This window comes from Sphingomonas sp. Leaf67, assembly GCF_001421965.1.
Classification (GTDB): Bacteria; Pseudomonadota; Alphaproteobacteria; order Sphingomonadales; family Sphingomonadaceae; genus Sphingomonas.
This window is the reverse complement of the sequence record NZ_LMLP01000001.1, coordinates 98,967-121,990: the sequence shown is the minus strand read 5'-3', so window position 1 is coordinate 121,990 and position 23,024 is coordinate 98,967. Positions and strand designations below refer to the sequence as shown.

The 23,024-nt window shown below is 66.6% G+C and carries 22 protein-coding genes and 1 tRNA gene; 14 read left to right on the top strand and 9 right to left on the bottom strand.

Annotated elements, in window-relative coordinates:
* Positions 1–90, bottom strand: a tRNA-Ser gene (locus tag ASE90_RS00565).
* A 132-nt stretch (positions 91–222) separates the two neighbouring features.
* Here ASE90_RS00565 and hspQ point away from each other — a divergent pair.
* On the top strand, positions 223–597 hold the full coding sequence (hspQ, locus tag ASE90_RS00560; RefSeq protein ID WP_055994544.1) for a heat shock protein HspQ: 375 nt from the start codon (positions 223–225) through the stop codon (positions 595–597).
* 7 nt (positions 598–604) lie between these two features.
* Here hspQ and ASE90_RS00555 read toward each other — a convergent pair whose 3' ends face one another.
* Positions 605–3,061, bottom strand: coding sequence for a PepSY domain-containing protein (locus ASE90_RS00555; protein ID WP_235531606.1), 2,457 nt, complete (start codon positions 3,059–3,061; stop codon positions 605–607).
* Between the two features lie 73 nt (positions 3,062–3,134).
* Here ASE90_RS00555 and ASE90_RS00550 point away from each other — a divergent pair, with 73 nt between their 5' ends.
* Complete coding sequence (locus ASE90_RS00550) at positions 3,135–5,345, top strand: TonB-dependent receptor (RefSeq protein WP_414888712.1); 2,211 nt, start codon at positions 3,135–3,137, stop codon at positions 5,343–5,345.
* 38 nt (positions 5,346–5,383) lie between these two features.
* On the top strand, positions 5,384–5,584 hold the full coding sequence (locus tag ASE90_RS00545) for a hypothetical protein (RefSeq protein ID WP_082438822.1): 201 nt from the start codon (positions 5,384–5,386) through the stop codon (positions 5,582–5,584).
* A 33-nt stretch (positions 5,585–5,617) separates the two neighbouring features.
* On the opposite strand, the gene ASE90_RS00540 is transcribed toward ASE90_RS00545, so the two are convergent.
* The 4 genes from ASE90_RS00540 to ASE90_RS00525 form a co-directional block, all read right to left on the bottom strand.
* Positions 5,618–6,007, bottom strand: a complete 390-nt coding sequence (locus ASE90_RS00540; RefSeq protein WP_055994542.1) for a hypothetical protein — start codon at positions 6,005–6,007, stop codon at positions 5,618–5,620.
* A gap of 105 nt (positions 6,008–6,112) precedes the next feature.
* Positions 6,113–7,726, bottom strand: a complete 1,614-nt coding sequence (locus ASE90_RS00535; RefSeq protein WP_235531605.1) for an NAD-dependent malic enzyme — start codon at positions 7,724–7,726, stop codon at positions 6,113–6,115.
* A 73-nt stretch (positions 7,727–7,799) separates the two neighbouring features.
* Positions 7,800–9,344: an alginate export family protein gene (locus tag ASE90_RS00530; RefSeq protein ID WP_082449257.1), complete on the bottom strand. Its 1,545-nt coding sequence runs from the start codon at positions 9,342–9,344 to the stop codon at positions 7,800–7,802.
* Positions 9,345–9,428: 84 nt separating this feature from the next.
* On the bottom strand, positions 9,429–10,769 hold the full coding sequence (locus tag ASE90_RS00525; RefSeq protein WP_055996979.1) for a dicarboxylate/amino acid:cation symporter: 1,341 nt from the start codon (positions 10,767–10,769) through the stop codon (positions 9,429–9,431).
* 240 nt (positions 10,770–11,009) lie between these two features.
* On the opposite strand from ASE90_RS00525, the gene ASE90_RS00520 reads away from it, so the two are divergent.
* Together ASE90_RS00520 and ASE90_RS00515 are read left to right on the top strand one after the other, a co-directional pair.
* On the top strand, positions 11,010–12,728 hold the full coding sequence (locus tag ASE90_RS00520; RefSeq protein ID WP_055994536.1) for a sensor histidine kinase: 1,719 nt from the start codon (positions 11,010–11,012) through the stop codon (positions 12,726–12,728).
* Positions 12,725–14,035 carry a sigma-54-dependent transcriptional regulator gene (locus ASE90_RS00515; RefSeq protein WP_055994533.1) on the top strand — a complete coding sequence of 437 codons (1,311 nt, stop codon included), beginning with the start codon at positions 12,725–12,727 and terminating at the stop codon, positions 14,033–14,035. The genes ASE90_RS00520 and ASE90_RS00515 overlap by 4 nt, the downstream gene beginning before the upstream one ends.
* Before the next feature lie 3 nt (positions 14,036–14,038).
* Here ASE90_RS00515 and ASE90_RS20095 read toward each other — a convergent pair whose 3' ends face one another.
* Positions 14,039–14,668 (bottom strand): Crp/Fnr family transcriptional regulator, encoded by a 630-nt coding sequence (locus ASE90_RS20095; RefSeq protein WP_235531604.1) that lies wholly within the window; start codon positions 14,666–14,668, stop codon positions 14,039–14,041.
* Between the two features lie 252 nt (positions 14,669–14,920).
* Between ASE90_RS20095 and ASE90_RS00505 the strand changes: the two genes are divergently transcribed.
* Entirely contained in the window at positions 14,921–15,880 is a 960-nt protein-coding gene (locus tag ASE90_RS00505; RefSeq protein ID WP_055994526.1) for a ferritin-like domain-containing protein, read from the top strand.
* A 17-nt stretch (positions 15,881–15,897) separates the two neighbouring features.
* The gene (locus tag ASE90_RS00500) at positions 15,898–16,905 is read left to right on the top strand and encodes a ferritin-like domain-containing protein (protein ID WP_055994523.1); all 1,008 of its coding nucleotides are present in this window, start codon (positions 15,898–15,900) and stop codon (positions 16,903–16,905) included.
* A gap of 88 nt (positions 16,906–16,993) precedes the next feature.
* On the opposite strand, the gene ASE90_RS00495 is transcribed toward ASE90_RS00500, so the two are convergent.
* A complete protein-coding gene (locus tag ASE90_RS00495; RefSeq protein ID WP_082449253.1) occupies positions 16,994–17,758 on the bottom strand; it encodes a Crp/Fnr family transcriptional regulator in 765 nt (254 codons plus the stop codon).
* A gap of 151 nt (positions 17,759–17,909) precedes the next feature.
* Here ASE90_RS00495 and ccmC point away from each other — a divergent pair, with 151 nt between their 5' ends.
* Genes ccmC through ASE90_RS00465 form a run of 7 tightly spaced genes read left to right on the top strand, consistent with a single transcriptional unit; the run spans position 17,910 to position 22,643 of the window.
* Positions 17,910–18,635: a heme ABC transporter permease CcmC gene (ccmC, locus tag ASE90_RS00490; protein WP_082449252.1), complete on the top strand. Its 726-nt coding sequence runs from the start codon at positions 17,910–17,912 to the stop codon at positions 18,633–18,635.
* Positions 18,632–18,739 (top strand): heme exporter protein CcmD, encoded by a 108-nt coding sequence (gene ccmD / locus ASE90_RS19440; protein ID WP_156361357.1) that lies wholly within the window; start codon positions 18,632–18,634, stop codon positions 18,737–18,739. Before ccmC ends, ccmD begins: the two co-directional genes overlap by 4 nt.
* Entirely contained in the window at positions 18,736–19,164 is a 429-nt protein-coding gene (gene ccmE, locus ASE90_RS00485; protein ID WP_055994520.1) for a cytochrome c maturation protein CcmE, read from the top strand. The genes ccmD and ccmE overlap by 4 nt, the downstream gene beginning before the upstream one ends.
* The gene (locus tag ASE90_RS00480; protein ID WP_055994517.1) at positions 19,161–21,077 is read left to right on the top strand and encodes a heme lyase CcmF/NrfE family subunit; all 1,917 of its coding nucleotides are present in this window, start codon (positions 19,161–19,163) and stop codon (positions 21,075–21,077) included. Before ccmE ends, ASE90_RS00480 begins: the two co-directional genes overlap by 4 nt.
* Entirely contained in the window at positions 21,074–21,601 is a 528-nt protein-coding gene (locus tag ASE90_RS00475; protein ID WP_055994514.1) for a DsbE family thiol:disulfide interchange protein, read from the top strand. Before ASE90_RS00480 ends, ASE90_RS00475 begins: the two co-directional genes overlap by 4 nt.
* Complete coding sequence (locus ASE90_RS00470) at positions 21,598–22,002, top strand: cytochrome c-type biogenesis protein (RefSeq protein WP_055994511.1); 405 nt, start codon at positions 21,598–21,600, stop codon at positions 22,000–22,002. The genes ASE90_RS00475 and ASE90_RS00470 overlap by 4 nt, the downstream gene beginning before the upstream one ends.
* A complete protein-coding gene (locus tag ASE90_RS00465) occupies positions 21,999–22,643 on the top strand; it encodes a tetratricopeptide repeat protein (RefSeq protein ID WP_055994509.1) in 645 nt (214 codons plus the stop codon). Before ASE90_RS00470 ends, ASE90_RS00465 begins: the two co-directional genes overlap by 4 nt.
* A 142-nt stretch (positions 22,644–22,785) precedes the next feature.
* On the opposite strand, the gene ASE90_RS00460 is transcribed toward ASE90_RS00465, so the two are convergent.
* Positions 22,786–23,007, bottom strand: a complete 222-nt coding sequence (locus tag ASE90_RS00460) for a DUF3072 domain-containing protein (protein ID WP_055994506.1) — start codon at positions 23,005–23,007, stop codon at positions 22,786–22,788.
* Positions 23,008–23,024: the final 17 nt, after the last annotated feature.

Here is a 23,024-nt window from a genome sequence, read left to right as displayed (position 1 = left end):
TGGCGGAGAGGGAGGGATTCGAACCCTCGGTACCCGTTAAGGCACGCCGCATTTCGAGTGCGGTACAATCGACCACTCTGCCACCTCTCCGCAGAGGTTTCTCGCTCCATGCCGCAGGTCAGCGCGGCACGGTGGTCAGCGAGGGAGGCCGGTTAGCCCAAGGATTCGAGACTTGCAAGCGCCTCCTTGCTGCAATCGCACATCGGACCTAGATTATTTCGCATGAAGGCCCCGTCCTCCCCCTCGCTCGACCTCGGCACGCCGTTGCCGCCGGTCGCCCATGCCCGTTTTTCGATCGGCGACGTCGTGCGCCACCGTCTGTTCGACTTTCGCGGGGTCGTTTTCGATATCGACCCGATCTTCGCCAACAGCGAGGAATGGTACCAGTCGATCCCCGCCGAAGCGCGCCCGCGCAAGGACCAGCCCTTCTACCACCTGCTCGCCGAAAACGCCGAGGCGAGCTATGTCGCCTATGTCAGCCAGCAGAATCTGATCGCCGACGACAGCGAGGAGCCGGTCGATCATCCGGCGATCACCGGGTTGTTCGACGACTATGCCGATGGCCGCTACCGGTTGCGCCGCGAGCATCGCCACTGACCGGCAATCAGTAGATGTCGCGGCGATAGCGTCCTTCTTCCAGCATCGCCTCGACCATCGTTTCGCCGAGGATCGTCGCCAGCGCGGTATGGACCGCCGGGGCCATGCCCTGCACGCTGCCGCAGACATAGATCGCCGCTCCGGTCGCGACCGCCGCGGCGATCGCCGGCGCGTTTGCCGCGACTGCGTCCTGGACATAACGAGGGCCGCCCGGATCGCGGGACCAGGTCGCGATCGACCGCGTCAATACGCCCCGGTCGACCAGCGCCTGCCGTTCGACCGCGTGGAAATCGTCGTGCGCGGCCTGCCGCTCGCCCCAATAGAGCGACACCGGCCCGCCACCCTGTATCGCACGATGCCGCACATGGGCGAGCAGCCCGGCCAGCCCGGTGCCGTTGCCGATCAACACCAGCGGGGTCGCCGCGTCGCGTGGCGGATGGAAGGCCGGGTTCGCCCGAACCCGTGCCGCGATCGTCCCGCCCAGCGTGGCGCCGTGGCACAGCCACCCCGATCCCAGACCGTCAAAGCCATCGGTCGCGGGACAGCGCCGTACGATCAATTCGACCCGGCCCGATCCCGCGATCGATGCGATCGAATATTCGCGGTGCCCGATCGGCTTGAGCGTCGCGACATCGGCATCCGCCGCCTCGGGGAGAATGCGCGTCATCAGCAACACCCGCATCTCCGGCGTATCCGCGATCCCCGCTGCGCTCACAAAGGCATCGACCCTGCGGGCATCCTGTTGCGGGACGATCTCGACGATATCGCCCGGCATCCAGTCGACCGTCGCGCCGACCGGTTCGAGCGCGATATGCCATGCTTCCCCGCCGCTGCTGCCCGGGTTGAGCAGTCGCCGTTCGACCAGCCGCCATTGCCCCATCGCCGCCGGTGCCCAGTCGGGCTGATCGGTCCGCGCGCCCAGACCCGCCAGCTGCCGTTGCCAATGGCGCTGCGCATCGGCATCCTCGCCATCGGCCTCGACCGCATCGAACAGCCGGGTCGCGCCGCTGTCGTGCAGCCAGCGATCGACCCGGTGGCCGAACGCGCAAAACTCGGCATATTCGCGGTCGCCCAGTGCCATTACGGCGTATTCGAGGTGCGACAGATCGGGGGCAGCGCGATCGAGCACACGCGCGAAACCGCGTGCAGTGTCCGGCGGTTCGCCTTCGCCATAGGTGCTGGCGATCACGAACAGTCGCTTCACCCGTGCCAGCGCCGCATCGTCGAGCGCGGCGATCGGCAGCGCGGCGGCGGCGGGCAGGGCCTCGGCGGTCAACCGGGCGAGCCGTTCGGCCGATCCGGTCTGGCTGGCATAGGCGACGAGGGTCGTCGCCTCCGCGACCGGCCGGTCGGACGTATCGCCGACGACCGCCGCCAGCGCGGCCTTGCGCCGCCGTCGCGCGAAATAGAGCAGGAAGCCGGTGATGGTGAACAACGGCATCGACAGGCTCGCGAGCAGGATCGCGATACGCCCGGCGACCCCGAAATAGGCACCACGATGCAGTTCATAGACGCTGGTGACGATATCCTCGCCGACGGTCCGCATGGCGTAGGGCGTGGCCGACACCACTGCCCCGCTGGTCCCGTCGATGGTGAGTTCGTCGGTCACCCGGTCGTGCCGCGCACCGGGCAGTTTCGCGCGGAACTGCACCTGGTTGTCGCGGACGCTCGCGATGATGCGGTCGTACCGGCGGCCTTCGGTCGCGCGTTCGAACCCCCACCATGCCAGCGAGAGGTCCGCCTTCGCGCCCTTGACCGGCTTGTTCTCGGCGACCTGCGCGACCAGCATCGCCTTCACCCCGTCGCGATACCAGTCATAGGACCACCACAGCCCGGTCAGCCCGCTGATAAGGTAGAAGACCAGTACCCAGCCGCCGACGACGGCGTGGAGCGCGCGGTACAGGTTTCGCCCGGTCTTCCGCAGGTCGAGCACGAACCAGTTGCGCCAGTCGAGCGGGCGTTTCGGCCAGCGCAGATACAGGCCGGAAAGCGCGAAATAGATCAACGCGATCGCCGAGAAACCGGTAATCTGCCGACCGATACCGTCGCCGTCGTCGGGCAGCGCCAGCCAACGGTGCAGGTCCTCCATCATCTCGAACACGGCGCTTCCCTTGAGCGTGCCCGTCAGTCGCCCGGTCGCGGGGTCGATCCGTTCGACATGTCGTTCCTTCGATCCGGGCAGCGTATAGCCGACCAGCGTCGGCTCGCTGGAATCGGGGGGCACGGTCAGCCGCGTGATCGTCGCCCCCGGCTTCTGCGCCGCAAACCGCTCCGCCAGCACCGGCCCCGACAGCCGCGTACCAGCGGCAACCGGCCGATCCCGGTTCAGCGCGGCAAGGATTTCCGGCTCGAAGCTGAGCGACGCGCCGGTCACGCCCATCACCGCCAGCACCAGCCCGGCGGTGATCCCGAGGAACCAGTGAAGCTGGAACAATACGGTGCGGATCATCGATGGTTCGCTCATCTGCGCTTGCTATTGATAATTGATCGCGATAGCGGCCGCGCAAGATGAGGTCAATTGTTGCGCGGGGGAAATGATGATGGTGTCGGAAACGCGGCGTTCGCGCTGGATGATCGGGGCGGCGCTCGCACTGGTGCCGCAGCCGGTGATCGCACAGGAAGCGGGACCGGAAGCGGCCACGACCGCCGCGAGACCGGTCGACGACGAGATCGTCATCACCGCCGCCCGCACCATCCTGCCGCCCAATGCGTTGCCGCTGACCATCGACCTGATCGACAAGCAGGCGCTCGACCAGCAGATCGCGCTGTCGGGCAGCATCACCGATGCCGTCGCCACGCTGACGCCCAGCTTTTCGCCGACACGCGGCAAATTATCGGGCGCGGGGGAGACGCTGCGCGGCCGCTCGCCGCTCTATGCGATCAACGGCATTCCGCAGACGACGCCGCTGCGCGACGGCAGCCGCGACGGCTTCACCATCGACGGCTTCTTCATCGATCGCGTCGAACTGATCTATGGATCGAATGCGTTGCAGGGTGTCGGCGGCACCGGTGGCATCGTCAATCAGGTGACGGTCGGCGCACCGCGCGAAGAGGGCGTCACCGGCCGGGCGCTGGTGCAGGCCACGACCGCCGACGACTTCGACAAGGACGGCTTTGGCGGCAAGGCGGCGGGGCTGGTCCAGTATAAGGCCGGGCGGTTTGACGCGACATTCGGGGCCAGTTACGAACGGCGCGGCGCATTCTACGACGCGCGCGACCGGCGGATCGGCGTCAACCTGACGCAGGGCGAAACGCAGGATTCGCGCGCGACCGATATTTTCGCGCGGCTGGGGCTCGCGGTCGGCGCGACCGGGCGGCTCGACCTGATCGCCAATCGTTACGAACTGAACGGCGACGGTGATTATGTCGCGATCGCCGGCAACCGTCGTACCGGCCTGCCGACCAGTGCGGTGCGCGGGTCGCCGCCGGGCAAGCCGGCCGCCAACCGGGCCGAGGCATTGTCGCTGTCCTACACCGACAGCGACCTGTTCGGCGGCAATCTCGTCACCCAGTTCTTCTTCAACCGCACGCACGACACCTTTGGCGGGGAAGTGACCTTCACCCCGACCTTTCAGGACCCGGTACTGGCGCCGGTCGGCACGTTGTTCGACCAGTCGGAAAACCGCTCGCGCAAATTGGGGGCGAAGCTGAGCTACGAGCGCGCCGTGCCGGGGTTCGACGCGCTGGTAGCGACGATCGGCTTCGACGCGCTGATCGACCGGACCGAGCAGCGGTTGATCGCGACGAACCGCATCTGGGTTCCGCCCGCCGACTTTCGCAGCCTTGCCCCCTTTGCTCAGGCCAATCTGAAGCTGTTCGACGGGGTCGTCCGTCTGGCCGGCGGGGCGCGCTGGGAAAATGTGCGGGTCCGCATCGACGATTTCCGCACGCTTGCGTCGAACACCTATGATGGGCGCAACGTCGCGACCTATGGCGGGGTCGCGGTGACCGGCGGCAGCCCGAAATTCAGCGACCTGCTGTTCAACGGCGGCGCGATCTTCGAACCCTTCACCGGCGTTCGCGCCTATGCCAGCTATGCACAGGGCTTCACCATGGCCGATATCGGCCGCATCACCCGCGCCATCGCCACGCCGAACGTCCGGCTGGACAATTTCCTCGATATCCAGCCGGTCGTGTCGAACAATCGCGAAGTCGGCGTCGAGGTGAAGCGCGGGCCGCTCGATGCCAGCACCACCTATTTCTGGTCGTTGAGCGATCGCGGCCAGTTGCTGATCGCGCAGGGCAACGGCATTTTCGAGGTCCAGCGCCAGCGCGTCGAGATCGAGGGGCTGGAGGTTAGCCTCGCCGTACAGACCCCGCTACCGGGGCTGCGCGTCTCGACCGGCTATGCGCATATCCTCGGCCGCTATGACAGCGACCGCGCACCCGGCGACGGCGTGGTCGACACCGATCTCGACGGCACCAACATCTCGCCCGATCGGCTGAACCTTGCCGCAGATGTCGCGCACGGTCCGCTCACCGCGCGCGTCCAGACGCAATTCTATCTGTCGCGTACGTTCCGGGGAAAGGCGAACCCAAACCCCGATAATAATTTCAGCGGCTATGACGTCACCGACGCGCAGATCCGGTATCAGACCAGGTTCGGCGGCGTGTCGCTGAGCGCCCAGAACATCTTCGATCGCTTCTATATCGATTATAACAGCGATACCCGGCTTCCCACCGACAACTTCGCCGTCTTCGCAGGGCGCGGTCGGACGTTCACGCTGGGCTGGGACGTGCGTTTCTGAACTGGACAGACGGGCAGGGCAGGGGCTACCCGCCGCCCATGCCTGTCACTGCAACGATCATGAATTCGACCACCGGCCAGCCGATCCAGAAGATGACCTTCGGCCGCATGCCCAAGCCATGGGCGTCGTTCAATCTCGAAACCGGCGAACTGGTCACCGCCGACCGCGTCGATGTCGGCAAGCCCGCGCCGGGCAAGGTCGTGGTGCCGGTATCGGTCTGGGTCACGCCAAAAAAATAACCCCTCCCGGCATCGCCGGAAGGGGTCGGTCGCTTATCCGCAGACTTCGCGGCCGTTGCGGATCACGTACCGGCAGGGGCCGCGATACTGGACCCCCATCGCGGCGGCTTCGCGCGATCCGCCATGGATGATCCGTTCGCCGCGATATCCCGAACGATCGCGGCGACCATCCCCGCGACGATCGTCCCATCGGCCGCGGTCGTTCCATGCGCGGCGATCGTCCCGACCGCGCCGGTCGTTCCAGCCACGACGATTGTCCCACTGACGGCGGTCGTCCCATCGGCGGCGATCCTGATCGCGCGCGCGTGGACCATCGTCATAGCGCTGCGCATGGTGGCGCGGGTGCGCGTCGGCCATGGCGGGCACAGCGGTCAGCCCGGCCAATGTTAGGCCGACCCCGGCAAAGATCTGCATCAACTTCATATCGGTTCCTCTCTGTTCCGGTTCTGCGCCGGGTCAGGTGAACCGGCGCTGGACGGTGTCGACAGGAAAGCGAAAGCCGATGCGGGCGGCGGGGTTCCCGAATCGTCAGTAGGTCGGTGTCCACATCTGGGCCGCGATCGCATCGCGATCGGTTGCCGCACCCTTGGCCGCGACGCCATCGCGGACCGCCTGCTCGGCCACGACCACGGCGATGTCGAGCGCCACGTCGCGAAGCCGCTCGATCGGCGGCAGCAACGTGTCCTCACCCCCCATCGCACCCAGCGCTCGTGCGGCGGCCATGAACATCGTGTCGGTGATCTTCGTCGCGCCCGCGGCGATCGCGCCCAGCCCGACGCCCGGAAAGATATAGACGTTGTTGACCTGGGTGACGCCAGCCACCCCGAACGGGCTGCCGGTGCCGATCAGCGCGCGACCGGCACTCCAGCGATGCAGGTCGTCGGGATGCGCCTCCGCCCGCGACACCGGGTTGGACAGCGGAAAGATCACCGGCTGTTCGACCGCTTGCGCCATGGTGCGGATCACCGCTTCGTTGAACGCCCCATGCTGGCCCGATGCGCCGATCAGCACGGTCGGATGGACGTTGGCGACGGTGTCGAACAGGTCGATCGCGCCGTGGGTCGTCCGTGTCCATGCCGCGACGTCGTCGGGATCGCGGGCCAGTTCGCGCTGTGCCGGCGACAGATCGTCCATGTCGGACAGGATCAACCCGTAGCGATCGACCGCCCAGATGCGTTGCCGCGCCTGTGATTCGTCCAGCCCCTCTACCTGCAGCGCCTGCAACAGCATGTCGGCGATGCCGCATCCGGCCGCCCCCGCCCCGAACAGCAGGATGCGCTGCTCGGTCAGCGGCGTGCCGGTTCGCTCGATCGCCGACAGCAGCGTGCCGACGGCGGTGGCGGCGGTCCCTTGGATATCGTCGTTGAAGCTCAACAGCCGGTCCCGATACCGCTCCAGCAGCTTGTAGGCGTTGTGCCCGGCGAAATCCTCCCATTGCAGCAGCACGCCGGGGAAGCGCTCGGCGACCGCGCTCACGAAATCCTCGACGAACGCGTCATATTCGGCCCCGCGAATGCGCGGATTGCGCCAGCCGACATACAGCGGATCGTCGCGCCGTTCGGCATTGTCGGTGCCCACGTCGAGCAGGATCGGCAGCACTTCCGCCGGATGGATGCCGGCACAGGCGGTGTAGAGCGCCAGCTTCCCGATCGGGATGCCCATGCCGCCCGCGCCCTGATCGCCGAGCCCCAAGATGCGTTCGCCATCGCTCACCACGATCACCTTTACCCGATCGAGCGCGGGGTCGGCGAGGATGTCGGCGATGCGGTGCCGGTTCGGCCATGACAGGAACAGCCCGCGCGGTCGCCGCCAGATCTCGCTGAACCGCTCGCATCCCTCGCCGACGGTCGGGGTATAGACCAGCGGCAGCATCGCGGGCAGGTCGCGCTGGACCAGCGCGTGGAACAGGATCTCGTTCGAATCCTGCAATTCGCGCAGGAAGGAATAGCGATGAAAGTCGTCCGGCATCCCGGCCAGCGCCTTGCGCCGCCGCTCGATCTGGCTGTCGAGCGTGCCGACATGCGGGGGCAGCAGCCCGTGCAGCCCAAACTGCTCGCGCTCGGCCTCGGTAAAGGCGGTACCCTTGTTGGTCAGCGGATCGGCAAGCAGCGCGCGCGCTGCGGCATGAACGGCGGGGGACATCGGCAGGCCCTTCGGATCGGAATACAAAAACGCCCCGGCGCAATCCGCCGGGGCGCGAGGTTGCTCCAGGGAACTAGAAGCGGAAGCTGACCCAGCCGGCCACGAAGTCGGAACTCTTGTAATTTGCATCGGTCAGCGCCGGGCCGGCGATCAGATGCTCGTAGCGCGCCGTCAGGCTGACCCTCGGGCTGACCGTATAGATTGCCTGAAACCGGATCGTGTCGGCGATCTTGCGCGAATTGCCCAGCTGCGTGCCGGCAAATGCCTGTCCGTTGGCGCGGTACACCGCGTCGTTCAGGCTGTCGCGCCACGACAGCTGATACTCGCCGGCCAGCCGCAGTTTGGCGGTCGGCTGCAACTGCACGCTCGGCGCGAACGCGAACAGGTTGGTCGGCGTCGAATAGAGCTGATAGCTGTAGTAGATGTTGTTGCCGAACGGCGCGAGCGAGGTCTTCAACGTACCGTTGCCATAGGAACCGCCGCCGCTGGCGTAATCGAAGTGGAAGCCGACGCGCGGCGCGGTCTTCGATTTGCCGACCTTGTACATCTGCTGCATCAGGATCAACCACGCCGAAATCGAACGGTTGTTGAACTCGCCGCCCTGATAATTGACCGTCCAGTCGAGATTGACCGGGCCGGTGTCACCATAAAGATGCAGGCCGTAGAATTTGCGGACTTCCTCCGCGGTCCGCCCGCCCCAGACGGCAGCGCTGTTGCGCAGACGCCAGACGAACGGATCGAAATACAGGTTCGATCCGCCGAGGAACGTCTTGGGCAGCACGAACCCGGCGGTCGCGCCCGAGAAACGGCGATTGTCGTCGACGATGTCGTCGCGCGTGCCGCCGACGCCCAGCCGGGTCGTCTTGAAATCGAACACGTCGCCGCGGATCGTGTCGCCCTTCGCCCAGGCGCGCACGCCGTTATAGACGAAGAAGATCGTGTTGTTGTCGCGCGGCACCACCATCAGGTTCGGGCCGTCGGCAAACGTCTGCCGGCCATAGCGCACGCCGACGTCGACGTTGGCGACCGTCGCCTTCAGGTCGACGAAGCTCTGCTGCACCACCAGGTCGTTGTGCAACTGCCCGGCCTTCGCGCCCAGATTGCGGCCCGACATGCCGGCATGCGCCAGTTCGCCGTACACGCGGACATGGTCGCCCAGATGCAGGTCGGCACCGCCGACGACGCGAAAGATATCCTGACGCTGCGCTTCGCGGTCCCGCAAATTGGGATTGGTGGTCAGGTTGACGCGGGCCCGGAATTCGCCCGACAGCGTGAGATAGACGTCGTCGCCGGCGATCGGAATGTATTTCAGCTTGTCGAGGATGTCCTCGCGCTTCTTGGGATCGCGATACTTGCTCCAGTCCTCGGCCCAGCGCGACTGGTTGTAGCCCCCGGCGGTGATACCGTCGCCGACGCCGGTACTGGGATATTCCTGTGCGACCGGACGGGCGGTGCCCTTGTCCGCCACGGGGCCGGGGAAAACCGATGGCGAGTGCGCATTGCCGGTCGCGGCCTGCGCTTCGGTCGCGGGAGCGCCGGCGACGAATTCGGCGGCATGACCGATCGTCGGGATCGCCAGGGCGGCCGTGGTGCAGCAGAGCCGCAGGAACTTGTTCATCGAAACTCTCTCCGGTGCCTCGCGGGGCAGTAGCCGGGAACCGGTGCGGGATTCTTCACCCTGCACCGGCTCTCCCCTGATCAATCATTCGGCGGCGATGGCGCCTTCGGGCATCTGGTCGACGCGCACGCTGCGACCGGCCAGTGCCTCGTCGAACTGGTGCTTGTCGAGCTTGCCTTCCCACTTTGCGACGACAACGGTTGCTACTGCGTTACCGATGAAGTTGGTCAGGCTCCGGCATTCGCTCATGAAGCGATCGACGCCGAGGATCAGCGCCATGCCGGCGACCGGCACGGTCGGGACGATCGACAGGGTCGCGGCCAGCGTGATGAAGCCCGCGCCGGTGACGCCCGCCGCCCCCTTCGACGACAGCATCGCGACGCTGAGGAGCAGCAGCTGCTGGCCGAGCGTCAGGTCGACGTTGCACGCCTGGGCGATGAACAGTGCCGCCAGCGTCATGTAGATGTTGGTGCCGTCGAGGTTGAACGAATAGCCGGTCGGGACGACCAGACCGACGATCGACTTCGGAATGCCGGCGCGTTCCATCTTCTCGATGAGCGAGGGCAGGGCGCTTTCCGACGACGAGGTGCCGAGGACCAGCAGCAATTCGGCCTTCAGGTACGAGATCAGCTTGAAGATCGAGAAGCCGCAGAACTGCGCGACTGCTCCCAGCACGACCACGACGAACAGGAACGCGGTCAGGTAGAAAGTGCCGACGAGCGCGGCGAGGCTGAACAGCGTGCCGATGCCGTATTTGCCGATGGTGAACGCCATCGCGCCGAATGCGCCGAGCGGTGCGGCCTTCATGACGATCGCGACGACCTTGAAGAAGGCGATCGAGATTTCGTTCAGACCGTCGAGGACGCGCTCGCCCTTGTCGCCGATCATGGCGAGGCCGATGCCGAACAGGATCGCGACGAACAGCGTCTGCAGGATGTTGCCTTCGGTCAGCGCCGAAATGAACGTGTCCGGGATGATCCCCATCAGGAACCCGGTGATCGTCGAATCATGTGCCTTTTCGGCATATTCGGTGATCTTCGTCGTATCGAGCGTCGAAGGATCGATGTTCAGCCCGGCACCCGGCTGGACGACGTTGCCGACGATCAGGCCGACGATGAGCGCAAGGGTCGAGAAGAACAGGAAATAGGCGAACGCCTTGCCCGCAACACGGCCGACGCTGGCAAGGTCGCGCATCCCGGCGATGCCGGTGACGATCGTCAGGAAGATGACCGGCGCGATGATCATCTTGACCAGCTTGATGAACCCGTCGCCGATCGGCTTCAGCGCTTCGCCGGTGGCCGGATAGAAGTGGCCCAGCAGGACGCCGCACACGATGGCGACCAGCACCTGCACGTACAGATGCCGATACCACGGCTTCGCTGCCGGCGGGATCGGCGGGTGGGTGGAATGACCAGTGATTATCATGCGACGACCTTTCATCCTCTGATGCGCCCGGCCCTGATCTTCCCTGGCTATCGGCGCGACAGGAACGGTTTAACGGACTGCAAGCTGGGTTGTGCTATACGCAATCGCATCGAATAAAGGTCGATAATACAACTACATAAGATCTTATGGCGATTCCGATTGCGTCAAATTTCGCCAGGGAACTTCGCGGAAAGTGCAAATTGTTGCACAAATGCTTGCGTATTTGTAAAGCGTAGATCGATGCGAGGGGGACTGAGATCGACATGGCTGCGCTGGGTGTTCGCGGCGGTGCTGCTGAGCATCCTCGTGGCCGTGGCCGTCGGTCGTCTGGCCGAACGCCGGGCACGCGCCGATCTGGTCGCGTCGATGGAGGCCGATGCCCGATTACGTCAGGTCCTCCTGGCCAGCGAGATTGCCCGGTTTCGCCTGTTGCCGCTCGCGCTGGCGGACGATCGCGACGTCGTCGCCGCGGTGCGCGGAGCGGACGGCGCGGCCCGGGCGCTCGATCGCAAGCTCGCTGCCATGGCAAGGTCGACCGGGGCGTCGGTCATCTATGTCATCGGCCGGGGGAAATTTGCCATCGCCGCCAGCAACTGGGCCGATCCGCAAAGTTTCGTGGGCAAGGATTATACCTTCCGCCGCTATTACCACGACGCGATGCGGTACGGGGCAGGCACGCAGTTCGCGCTCGGGACCGTCAGCCATCGGCCCGGCCTGTACCTCAGCCGTCGCACCGCCGAGGGCGGCGTCGTCATCGTGAAACTCGAATTCGACCGGATCGAGCAGGAATGGCGCGCCGCCGGCGGCATCACCTTCGTGACCGATCGTGCCGGAGTCGTGCTGATCTCCAGTCGTCCGAGCTGGCGTTTCGCCGCGACCCGACCGATCGCACCGGCGATCGCGGCGGCGTTGCGCGCCGATAGCGGTGCCGGGGCGCTGCGCACGGCCCCGTTCGCCATGATCGGTGACGCGATCCGGCTGAACGGCGATCGGCGGCGGTTGCAGCATGTCGCGACCGACGCCGATACCGCGGGCTGGCGCGTCCATCTGGCCATGCCGCTGCAACCCGCCGTTGGTGGCGTAGTGCGCGGCAGCGCGATCGCGGCGGCCATCGCCACCCTCGCGCTGCTCGCGATCGCATGGGGCCTGCACGAACGATCGCGTCGGCGGGCGCTGCGAACCAGCGAACTGGAGGCCGCCGTTGCCGATCGCACGCGCCTGCTGCGCGGCGAGATGGAGGAACGCGCCGCCGCCGAAGCGCGCGCCGCCGATCTGCGCGAGGGGCTGCGACAGGCCAATCGCCTCGCCGCACTGGGACAGATCACTGCCAGCGTCGCTCACGAAACTGCCCAGCCGATCGCTGCGATTCGCAATTACGTCGCGGCGGCGCGCCAGTTGCTGGTGCGCGGCGATGCGCGTCAGGTCGACGACAATCTCGGCGCCATCGCCCGGCTGACCGACCGGATCGGTCTGGTCACCGCCGAACTGCGCGGGTTCGCGCGCAAGGGCAGCGGCACGATCGGTCCAGTCCCGCTCGCCGATGTCGTCGACGGCGCCCGGCTGATCCTGAAGGAACGTCTGTCGGAAGTGGCGTTCACCGTACCCGATATTCCCCCCGACCTGATGGTCGTCGCCGGTCGCGTGCGGCTGGAACAGGTGCTGGTCAATCTGTTGCAAAATGCGTTGGAGGCGCTCGGCGGGCGTCCCGATCCCGCCATCGCGATCGAGGTGCAGGTCGAACCGACGGTCGTCGCGCTCGTCGTCGCGGATAACGGACCGGGGATCGATCCGTCCGTCGCCGAACGCATGTTCACGCCGTTCGTCACCAGCCGTCCGACCGGCCTCGGACTGGGTCTGGTGATCGCGCAGGATATCATGACCGACCTCGGCGGCACGCTGCGGCTGATCCCGACCGCGCGCGGCGCGCGGTTCGAAGCGACCTTGCGGCGGGTGCCATGACCGATACCGGAACGAAACAGGGGCGGGTGGCCCTGGTCGAGGACGACGCCGATCTGCGCGCCTCGACCATGCAGTTACTGATGCTGGCGGGGTTCGACGTCGTCCCCTTCGTCGCCGCACCGCCTGCGCTGCTGGCGATCGATGCCGATTTCGACGGGATCGTCGTCACCGACGTGCGGATGCCGCAAATGTCGGGGATCGAGCTGTTCCGCATCCTGCGCGAACGCGATCCGACGCTGCCGATCGTGCTGGTTACCGGTCATGCCGATGTCGAAATGGCGGTCGATGCGCTGAAGGCGGGCGCGTGGGATTTCCTGTCCAAGCCGTTCGATCCCGACGCGCTGATCGCCGCCATCACCCGAGCGACTGCCGCCCGTTCGCTGGCGCTCGACAATCGCCGGTTGCGGGCGCAGGCGGCGGGCGGCGAACAGGTCGCGCTGATCGGTCGCTCCCCCGCGATCGTCCGGCTGCGCGAGATGATCCCGGTCTTGGCCGATACCGATATCGACCTGCTGATCGAGGGGGAGACCGGCACCGGCAAGGAATTGCTGGCGCGATCGATCCACCGGGCCGGCCGTCGTGCCCGCCATCGGTTCGTCGCTATCGCCTGCGCCGCGCTGCCCGGACAGGTGATCGAGGACGAATTGTTCGCGACGGTCGGCGACCGCGGCATCGTCGGTGCGCAGCGTGGCACGCTGTTCCTCGACGATATCGATCAGGCACCCCGCACCTTGCAGGGGCGGCTGACGCAGGTGATCGAGGATCGGGCGATCCGGGGTCCGCGCGACGCCGTGCCTGTCGATATCCGCGTCATCGCGACGGCGGCGGAGGAGGGGCAGCGTGCGGCCGACGCGATCGCCCCGGCGCTGCTGTACCGGCTGGCGGCGGTGCGACTGCGGATTCCGCCACTGCGCGAACGGCGCGAGGATGTGCCGCAATTGTTCGCGCATCTGGTCGACCTGTCGGCGGCACGGCTGCGGCGCGAGGTACCCGCGCTGACCCATGCCGCGCGCGACCTGCTCGCCCGGCACGACTGGCCGGGCAATGTCCGCGAACTCGCCCATTTCGCCGACCGGTTCGTGTTGGGGCTGGACGGCAGCAGCGGCGACGTGACCCCGAACGATGCCAGCCGCCCGCTGCCCGAACGCCTCGCTGCGTTCGAACGCGAGGCGATCCTCGCGGCGATCGCCGCGACCGGGGGGGAGATCGGCGCGGCGATCGACCGCCTCGGCATCCCGCGCAAGACCTTTTACTATAAGGTGCAGCGGCTCGGCATCGACCTGAAGACGGTGCGCGGCCAGCCCTGATCGTCAGCGCAGCGTTTCGGGTGCCAGTCCGTCGTCGGCGACATAGGCAAGCCCGGCCCGCGCCTGCAGTGCCGCCCGGTCGCGCATCGTGATCCGTCCGCGCGAACACCGGACCATATGCTCGCCCTCCAGGATGTGCAGGCAGTCGGTGACCGTCGCCCGGCGCAGGTTCAGCGTCGCCGCGATCGATGCATGGGTGACCGACATGGTATCGCCCGCGATCCGGTCGTCGATCATCAGCAGCAGGCGGGCGATGCGCCGTTCGGGCACGTCGCGCAATGCCGACGCCAGCGTCCGCGCCATCTGCATCGTGAAACACTGTGCGAAGGTAAGGATCCGCTTCAGCAGTTCGGGGTCGTCGTCGGCGGCATCGACCACGGCCGCCGCCGGAATCTCGATCGCGCTGCCCGACTGGATATGGACCCGTGCGGTGAACGGCGTCGGCTGGTCGCTGAACAGGCGCGACCACCCTACCACGCCGTCGCGCCCGATCATGCCGACATCTTGCGACGACCCGCCGGTCGATACCGATAACATCGCCGGCGCCCCTTCGGGAAACACAAGACGATCGATCGGCTCACCGGCGCGCGTCAACACGTCACCTGTATTCAATTCGATGCGGGTGGCTGCCATCGCTAGTCGTCGTCGCGTTTCCGGTCGCAACGACCCGATCAGCCGGTTGTCCGTCGTCGGCAGAAAATTGCCATTGTCGGGCGAAATGTCTGTTTGAACTGCGAACGCCATTGCACGACCTTTTGCCCGCAAGATTTTCTGCAATCCAGTCGTCGGCGTTCCCCGGTACGAAACCGTACGTCCGCGCCGGACTTGCATCTTTAATCCGCGACGTTTCGTTGCATGGAAATAACGATGCAGGGAGACGGTACCATGTCCGACCAAACGCTGTTGACGGAGGCGTTCGAAGCACGCGCCAAACGCCGGGAGGACCGGCGCGACTTCTTTCGGATGATCGGTGGTGCTGCGGCGGTCGGCGGTGCCGTGATCTTCGCATCGGAATCCAACGAAGCGATCGCGCAGACCGCGCCGAGCGATGCCGACGTGCTGAACTTCGCGCTCAATCTCGAATATCTCGAAGCGCAGTTTTATTACTTTGCGGCATTCGGCACCGGATTGCCCAGCTCGCTGCTGACCGGAACCGGTACCCAGGGTGCGGTGACCGGCGGGAAACAGGTGACGTTCACCGATCCTGTCGTCGCGCAATATGCCCGCGAAATCGCGGCCGATGAGCGCGCCCATGTCGAATTCCTGCGTGCAGGCCTCGGCACGTCGGCGGTCGCCCAGCCGGCGATCGATATCGGGTCGTCGGTCAACGGCGCGTTTTCCAGCGCGGCCCGCGCGGCCGGCCTGATCGGCGCGACCGACACCTTCGATCCCTATGCCAGCGACGAGAATTTTTTGCTCGGCGCGTATATCTTCGAGGACGTCGGGGTCACCGCCTACAAGGGGGCGGCACCGCTGCTTTCCAGCAAGACCTTCCTCGAAGCGGCCGCCGGCATTCTCGCGGTAGAGGCGTATCACGCGGCGATCGTCCGCACGACCCTGTATGCCAAGGGGATTCAGACCCCGGCGCTGATCGCGGCGACCGACGCGATCTCCAACGCGCGTGACAGCCTCGACGGCACGCTCGACATCGATCAGGGCCTGACCCCGCTGTCTACCAACCCCAGCGCCAGCAACATCGTCCCGCTCGACAGCAACGGCATCGCGTTCAGCCGTTCGACCGGGCAGGTGCTCAATATCGTCTATCTGAACCGGGCCCAGGTCAGCGGTGGTGGCTTCTTCCCCAACGGGGTGAACGGAACCATCCGCGCCAGCGCTGCGAACTGAGCCAGGGAGAGAGAATCATGACCAACGATCCAATCCTGCAGGTGCTCGAAGCCTGCGAACAACGCCGCAACGCCCGGCGCGATTTCATCCGGTACGCCGGCACCGCGGCGGTCGCGACCGCCGGCGCATCGCTACTCGCGGCATGCAGCGACAGCGGCGGCGGTCCGATCAACGGCGCCACTCCCACGCCGACGCCGACGGCCACCACCGGTGTGACCGATGCCGATGTGTTCAACTTCGCGCTGAACCTCGAATATCTGGAGGCGCAATTCTATGCATTCGCCGCCAATGGCAGCGGCCTTCCGAACAGCAGCCTGACCGGAACGGGCACGCAGGGTGCGGTCACCGGCGGGCGTCAGGTGACGTTCTCCGATCCGCTGGTCGCCCGGTACGCGCGCGAAATCGCGGCGGACGAACTGGCGCACGTCAACTTCCTGCGCGCGACGCTGGGATCGGCAGCGGTGGCGCAGCCGGCGATCGATATCGGCGTGACCGCGACCAGTGCCTTCTCGAACGCGGCCCGTGCCGCCGGACTGATCGGCACCGGCGCAGCGTTCGACGTATATGCCAATGACGAAAACTTCCTGCTCGGCGCGTACATCTTCGAAGATGTCGGCGTGACCGCGTACAAGGGGGCGGTCGGGTTCATCAGCAACAAGACCTTCCTCGAAGCCGCGGCCGGCATCCACGCTGCCGAGGCCTATCACGCCGGCCTGGTCCGCACCGTGCTGTATCGCAAGGGCGTGGCGACACCCGCGCTTCTTGACGCCGCCGACGCGATCTCGAACGCGCGCGACAGCCTCGACGGCAGCACCGATCTCGATCAGGGGATCCGTGCGACCGGCAGCGGATCGACCCTCGCGTCGAACATCGTTCCGACCGACAACAGCGGCATCGCGTTCAGCCGTACGCCGGGTCAGGTGTTGAACATCGTGTACCTGAACCGCACCGCCCAAACCGCCGGCGGCTTCTTCCCTAACGGGGTCAACGGCACGATCCGTCAGAGCGCCGCCAGCGGCACCTGACCGACCAAAACTCAACGGGCCGTTTCGAAAGGAACGGCCCGTTTTTTATTGTCCTGACGTGATTACCCGATCTAGGTGATCGACACGCTCAAGGCCCGACGCGAACCAGCCGGTCATAGGCAGCCTCGGCAGAGCCATAGGTATCTGCCGCCAGCGCCAGCAATTTGTCCCGTTCGCGCACAATCACCCGTCCGCGTACCGAGCGGATCGCGTGCTGTTCCTCCAACCGGTGCAGCGCGTCGGTGATGCTGCTCCGCCGTACGCCCAGCATGATGCGGAACTCCTCATGCGTCATCGCGATTTCGTCGCCGCGCACCCGGTCATGATAGAGCAGGATCCACCGGGCCAACCGCCGTTCGACCGGATGGCCCAGTGCCGACACCACCGTTCGCCCCATCTGGATCATGAAAACCTCGATGAAGCGCAACAGCGCCCGGCGCAGCGTCTCGCTCTGGTCCGCCGCCTCCGTCACCCGCTCGACCGGTATCCGCAGGGCGGTGCCCGGCTCGGCGCGCAGGATGGTCGCATAGGGGGAACGATCGTCGCCCAGAAGCACCGGCCAACCCAGATAGCCTTCGTTTCCGATCAGCCCGACCGCGTGCAACCGCTCGCCTTCGATCGCATCGAGCAGTGCGGCGATGCCGGCATCGAGGAAATACAGATGCTCGATCCGCCCGCCTGCCGGAATGATGACGTCGCCGACCGCGATCGACACCCGTTCGAGGTGCGGCGACAGCAATGCGAAGTCGGCATCGTTCAACTGGGCCAGAAACAGATTGGCGGACATCCGCCGGCCGGCGGGGCTGGTCGTTGCCCGGTTCGATACCCCGGCATGGTCGTGCTGCAAGCTCATCCTCGCTCCGTACAAAATCTTGCCAAGGGGATCTCAGTCCGTCGCGTACCAACGGTGGAGCGCCGTCCGGGTTGCCATATAATCGTTACGCGCACCCGGGCGTCGATCCGCATTGCCGTTTGCGCACGGGTTGCATAGACAGAGCGCGACCGTGCCCAGCATCCATGCCCTTGCCAATCCTCGTCGATTTCTGTCGATCGCACGACCGCTGACTCCGGTGCTGCTGTGGGGCGGGCTGGTCCTGTTCCTGTTCGGCTGCTGGGCCGGGCTGACGCAGACGCCGGCCGATTATCTGCAGGGGGAAAGCGTCCGCATCCTCTATGTACATGTTCCGGCGGCGTGGCTCGGCATGGGCGGCTGGTCGGGGCTGGCGATCGCCAGCATCGTCTATCTGGTGTGGCGGCATCCGCTGGCGGCGGTCGCGGCGCGGGCGATCGCGCTACCGGGTGCGGTCTTCGCCGGCATCTGTCTGGCGACCGGATCGATCTGGGGCCGGCCGACCTGGGGAACGTGGTGGCAATGGGACGGTCGGCTGACCTCGATGCTGCTGCTGTTCTTCGTCTATCTCGCCTATCTGGCACTGGCGCGGGCCGATGCCGATCGCGATGGCGACGGCCGCATTCCGGCGCTGTTCGGGATCGCCGGCACCGCGCTGCTGCCGGTCATCCGCTATTCGGTGCTATGGTGGTACACGCTGCATCAGGGGCCGAGCATCACGCTGACCAAATCGACGATCGATCCATCGATCCTGTGGCCGCTGGGTTTCACCGCCGGTGGTGCCAGCCTGTTGTTCGGCGGTATCGTGCTGATGCGGATGCGCGCCGATCTCGCCCGGATCAAGGCGGAGGCGCGGATGCGCCGCCGGGCCGCGATATGAACCATTGGCCCTTCATTCTCGCCGCCTATGGCCTGACGATCGGCGCGATCGTCGCACTGGTCGTGTTCGCATGGGTGGCGATGCGCCGCGCGGAGCGGGGATGACCCCCAAACGGCAACGCATGACGCTGGCATTGCTGGCGGTGATCGCGATCGTCGGCGCGGTGCTGCTGGCGATGTCGGCGCTCAGCGACGAAGCGGCCTTCTTCTACGCACCCGCCGATGCAGCCTCGGCCCCGGTCGATAAACCGGTGCGGCTGGGAGGGATGGTCGCGCCGGGATCGATCCGGCGCATGGCCGATGGCGTGACCATCGCCTTCACCGTAACCGATGGCAAGGCGACGGTGCCCGTCCGCTTTTCCGGCATCGCCCCCGATCTGTTCCGCGAGAATTCGGGCGTGGTCGCCGAAGGGCGGTTCCTGGCGGGCGGCGGCTTCGTCGCCGACAACCTGCTCGCCAAGCATGACGAACGCTACATGCCGCCGCAGGTCGCCGGAAAGATGCACAAGAGCGAGAGCATCGCCAAATGATCGCCGAAGCCGGTCTTGCCGCGCTATGGCTGGCGGCGGCGATGGCGCTGTTGCAGTTCGCGATGGCGGCGATCGCGCTGTCGTCTCGCGCGCAGGAACCGCCGCAGATCGTTCGTGACCTGCTGGCGGCGGTGCGGCCGGTGGCGGTGGCGCAGGGGGTGCTTGCGCTCGGCGCGTTCGCGGCGCTCACCGCGCTGTTCGCGCGCACCGATTTGTCGGTTCTGCTGGTCGCCGAAAACAGCCACAGCGCGAAGCCGATGCTGTACAAGGTCGCCGCGACATGGGGCAATCACGAAGGGTCGATGCTGCTATGGGTCACCGTGCTGGCGGTGGCGGGCGGCGGCATGGCCCTGTTCGAACGGCTGCTGGCCGCGCGCACCCATGTCGCGACGCTGGCGGCGCAGGCGGCGATCGCGGCCGGTTTCTACGCGTTCCTGCTGTTCGCCTCCAACCCCTTTGCCCGCCTGTCGCCGGTGCCGCTCGACGGCCTCGGTCTCAATCCGTTGTTGCAGGACCCTGGTCTCGCCTTCCATCCGCCGACGCTCTACCTCGGCTATGTCGGGCTGTCGGTGGCGTTTTCCTTCGCGGTCGGCGCGCTGGTCACGCGCGATGTAGGCCGCGATTTCGCGCGGGCGATGCGGCCATGGGTGCTGGGCGCGTGGATCTTCCTGACGATCGGGATCACGGCGGGCAGCTACTGGGCCTATTACGAGCTTGGCTGGGGCGGCTGGTGGTTCTGGGACCCGGTCGAAAACGCCTCGCTGATGCCATGGCTGGCGGCGACCGCGTTGCTGCATTCGGTGACGGTGCTGGCGACCCGCGACGGCTTGCGCGCCTGGACGATCATGTTGTCGGTCGTCGCCTTCTCGATGTCGATGGTCGGCACCTTTCTGGTCCGGTCGGGCATCCTGACCAGCGTCCATGCCTTTGCCGTCGACCCGACGCGCGGCAGTTTCATCCTCGCGCTGCTGATCCTGTATATCGGCGGCGCGCTGGCGCTGTTCGCCTTTCGCGTCGGCACGGTGCGGCAGGGGGCATTGTTCGAACCGGTCAGTCGCGAAGGCGGGCTGGTGCTGAACAACCTGCTGCTGTCGGTCATTCTCGGTATCGTCCTGATCGGTACGCTCTATCCGTTGCTCGCGGAGGCATTCGGCGTGCAATTGTCGGTCGGGCCGCCCTTCTTCAACCGCGCCGCCGGGCCGGTCGCGCTGCTGCTGGTCGCGGGGATGGCGGTCGGGCCGTTGCTGCGCTGGCGACGCGATCGGGGCGGGGCGGTCGCACGGCGGATCGCGATACCCGGCGCGGTGACGCTGATCGCGTTCGTCGCGCTGCTGTTCACCGGTGCCGGCTGGATGCCGATCCTCGGCCTGTCATTCGCCGCCGGTCTGGCGGTCGCCAGCGTACTGCCGCTGGTCGGGCGCAGTCCGTGGCGCACGCCACTGCCGATCTGGGGCATGGTCGTCGCGCATTTCGGCATCGCGGTCAGCCTGGCCGGCATGGCCAGCGACAGCGCCTTCACCGCCGAACGCCTCGTCGCCGCCGCGCCGGGCGAAGTGAACCGCATCGGGCCGTTCGGCATCCGCTTCGACGGGATCAAGCCGGTCGTCGGCGACAACTGGTCGGCGGTGCAGGGGCGGCTGATCGTTACCCGTGACGGCGGCGCGCCCTTCCTGTTGCGGCCCGAACAGCGCTTCTTCGCCAATCCCCCGACCGAAACCAGCGAGGCCGCGCTCGCGACCTTCTGGGACGGGCAGCTCTATGCCGTCCTCGGGCGCGACGATCATGGCGGGCGGCGGCAGTTGCGGCTGTGGTGGAAACCGTTCGTGACGCTGATCTGGGCGGGCGGCGGGCTGATCGCGCTCGGCGGGTTCGTGTCGCTGGTCGGGCGCGTCCGGCGGCGGAGGGCGCGGTGAATCGTCGGCTGCTCTGGCTGCCGCTGCTGGCCTTCGTCGCCATCGCCGCGCTGTTCGCGTGGATGTTGACGCGCGAGCCCGACCGGCAGGTCCGCTCGCGCCTGATCGGTCAGCCGCTGCCGGCCTTCACCCTCGCTCCGGCCGTTCCGGGCAAACCGGGTCTGACCACCGCCGCCTTCCGCACCGGTCAACCGCGCCTGCTCAACGTCTTTGGCAGCTGGTGCGTCCCCTGCGCCGCCGAAGCCCCGCAACTCGCCAAACTCGCCGCGGCCGGTGTGCCGATCGACGCGATCGCCATTCGCGATACGCCGGACAAGGTCGCCACCTTCCTGCGCGACTATGGCGATCCCTATGCCGCGATCGGCGACGACCGGAACAGTTCGGTGCAACTCGCGCTCGGATCGTCAGGCGTGCCCGAAACCTTCGTCATCGATCGCGAGGGTCGCATCGCCCATCAACATATCGGCGCGATCCGCGACGAAGATGTGCCGGTCCTGCTCGCCGCGCTGAAGGCGGCCCGGTGAAGCGCGCGCTCGCCCTGACCCTGCTGCTCGCCGGACCGGCATCGGCGCAATCGAACGTGCCGCCGCCCGCACTTGCCGACACGCAACTGCCCGACGCGATGCAGGAGCGATCGGCCAAGGCGCTGATGGAAACGCTGCGCTGTCTGGTCTGTCAGGGCCAGTCGATCGCCGACAGCGACGCCGACATAGCCGCCGACATGCGCGCGCTGGTTCGCCAGCGGATCGCGAGCGGCGAGCAGCCCGACCGCGTCCGCGACTGGCTGATCGAACGCTATGGCGACTATGTCAGCTATGATCCGCCGCTGTCGCCCGCGACCGGCCTGTTATGGGCGACGCCGTTGCTGCTGCTCGGCATCGGCGTGGGTTTGGCGCGGCGCAGCCTGAAGCGGGGACGGCGATGAACGGTTGGCTGATCCTTGCCGCACTGCTGATCGGCAGTTTCGCGCTGCTCGTCGTCGCGCGCGTTTCGCGCCCGCTATGGGGCTTCGTCGGTGCGGCGCTGATGCTGGGGGCCGCCGGCTATGCGTGGCAGGGGCAGCCCGAACTGCCCGGCGCTCCGCGAACGGCGCAGCGCGTTACCGAACCGGTCGATATCGCTGCCGATGATCTGCGCGACGCGATCTGGGGCCGGTTCACCTACGATTACGCCTATGCCGTCGCCGCCGATGGTCTCACCCGCGCCGGCGCGACGCAGGCGGCGGTGAATGCGGTGCTGGGCGGGCTGCAAGGCAATCCGCAGAGTGCACGCCTGTGGACCCGGCTCGGCACCGCAATCCTCGCCCATGACGGCGGTCGCGTGCTATCGCCTGCAGCCAAACTTGCCTTCGCGCAGGGCATCGCCAACGCGCCGGATCATCCGGGGCCGTATTTCTACTATGGAATGGCACTGATCCAGACCGGCGACCTGCCCGGTGCGAAGCGGGCATGGCTGGCGTCGCTGAAGCGGTCGCGGCCAAACGCCTCGTACCGGGTCGATCTGGCAACCCGGCTGGTGTTGCTCGACCGGCTGATGGCAATGCGGTCGGCGGAACCGGTTCAGTAATTTCTTACCGTTCGTCCTGAGTAGCCATTGAGCTTGTCGAAATGGCGTATCGAAGGACCTTGTTTGGCAAGTACTTCGATACGCCATTTCGACAAGCTCAGCCCCTACTCAGCACAAACGGTTCCGGGGGGCAGAAGGGGAATCAGTTCACCCCGCGCCCGGTCTTTTCCTGCAACGCATCTATCGCCTTCGACGCGTCCGCCTTGGTCAGCGTATCGTCGAACGGCTCGCCGGCTTCCTCGCTCAGTGTCTTCAAATACGACGCCTGCGCACCGGTCATCTTCTCGTCCCCGGTCGTCCAGTCGTCCGGGTCTTTCTCGGCGTTCGAAAAGGGTTCGCTCTTGGGATTGGCATGGTCGGTCATGGCAGTTCCTTTCGACG

Excerpts from the sequence above, each read along its gene's own strand:
- hspQ (WP_055994544.1), top strand. The coding sequence starts at position 223 with ATGAAGGCCCCGTCCTCCCCCTCGCTCGACCTCGGCACGCCGTTGCCG.
- ASE90_RS00555 (WP_235531606.1), bottom strand. The coding sequence starts at position 3,061 with ATGAGCGAACCATCGATGATCCGCACCGTATTGTTCCAGCTTCACTGG.
- ASE90_RS00550 (WP_414888712.1), top strand. The coding sequence starts at position 3,135 with ATGATGGTGTCGGAAACGCGGCGTTCGCGCTGGATGATCGGGGCGGCG.
- ASE90_RS00545 (WP_082438822.1), top strand. The coding sequence starts at position 5,384 with ATGCCTGTCACTGCAACGATCATGAATTCGACCACCGGCCAGCCGATC.
- ASE90_RS00540 (WP_055994542.1), bottom strand. The coding sequence starts at position 6,007 with ATGAAGTTGATGCAGATCTTTGCCGGGGTCGGCCTAACATTGGCCGGG.
- ASE90_RS00535 (WP_235531605.1), bottom strand. The coding sequence starts at position 7,726 with ATGTCCCCCGCCGTTCATGCCGCAGCGCGCGCGCTGCTTGCCGATCCG.
- ASE90_RS00530 (WP_082449257.1), bottom strand. The coding sequence starts at position 9,344 with ATGAACAAGTTCCTGCGGCTCTGCTGCACCACGGCCGCCCTGGCGATC.
- ASE90_RS00525 (WP_055996979.1), bottom strand. The coding sequence starts at position 10,769 with ATGATAATCACTGGTCATTCCACCCACCCGCCGATCCCGCCGGCAGCG.
- ASE90_RS00520 (WP_055994536.1), top strand. The coding sequence starts at position 11,010 with ATGCGAGGGGGACTGAGATCGACATGGCTGCGCTGGGTGTTCGCGGCG.
- ASE90_RS00515 (WP_055994533.1), top strand. The coding sequence starts at position 12,725 with ATGACCGATACCGGAACGAAACAGGGGCGGGTGGCCCTGGTCGAGGAC.
- ASE90_RS20095 (WP_235531604.1), bottom strand. The coding sequence starts at position 14,668 with ATGGCAGCCACCCGCATCGAATTGAATACAGGTGACGTGTTGACGCGC.
- ASE90_RS00505 (WP_055994526.1), top strand. The coding sequence starts at position 14,921 with ATGTCCGACCAAACGCTGTTGACGGAGGCGTTCGAAGCACGCGCCAAA.
- ASE90_RS00500 (WP_055994523.1), top strand. The coding sequence starts at position 15,898 with ATGACCAACGATCCAATCCTGCAGGTGCTCGAAGCCTGCGAACAACGC.
- ASE90_RS00495 (WP_082449253.1), bottom strand. The coding sequence starts at position 17,758 with ATGAGCTTGCAGCACGACCATGCCGGGGTATCGAACCGGGCAACGACC.
- ccmD (WP_156361357.1), top strand. The coding sequence starts at position 18,632 with ATGAACCATTGGCCCTTCATTCTCGCCGCCTATGGCCTGACGATCGGC.
- ccmE (WP_055994520.1), top strand. The coding sequence starts at position 18,736 with ATGACCCCCAAACGGCAACGCATGACGCTGGCATTGCTGGCGGTGATC.
- ASE90_RS00480 (WP_055994517.1), top strand. The coding sequence starts at position 19,161 with ATGATCGCCGAAGCCGGTCTTGCCGCGCTATGGCTGGCGGCGGCGATG.
- ASE90_RS00465 (WP_055994509.1), top strand. The coding sequence starts at position 21,999 with ATGAACGGTTGGCTGATCCTTGCCGCACTGCTGATCGGCAGTTTCGCG.
- ASE90_RS00460 (WP_055994506.1), bottom strand. The coding sequence starts at position 23,007 with ATGACCGACCATGCCAATCCCAAGAGCGAACCCTTTTCGAACGCCGAG.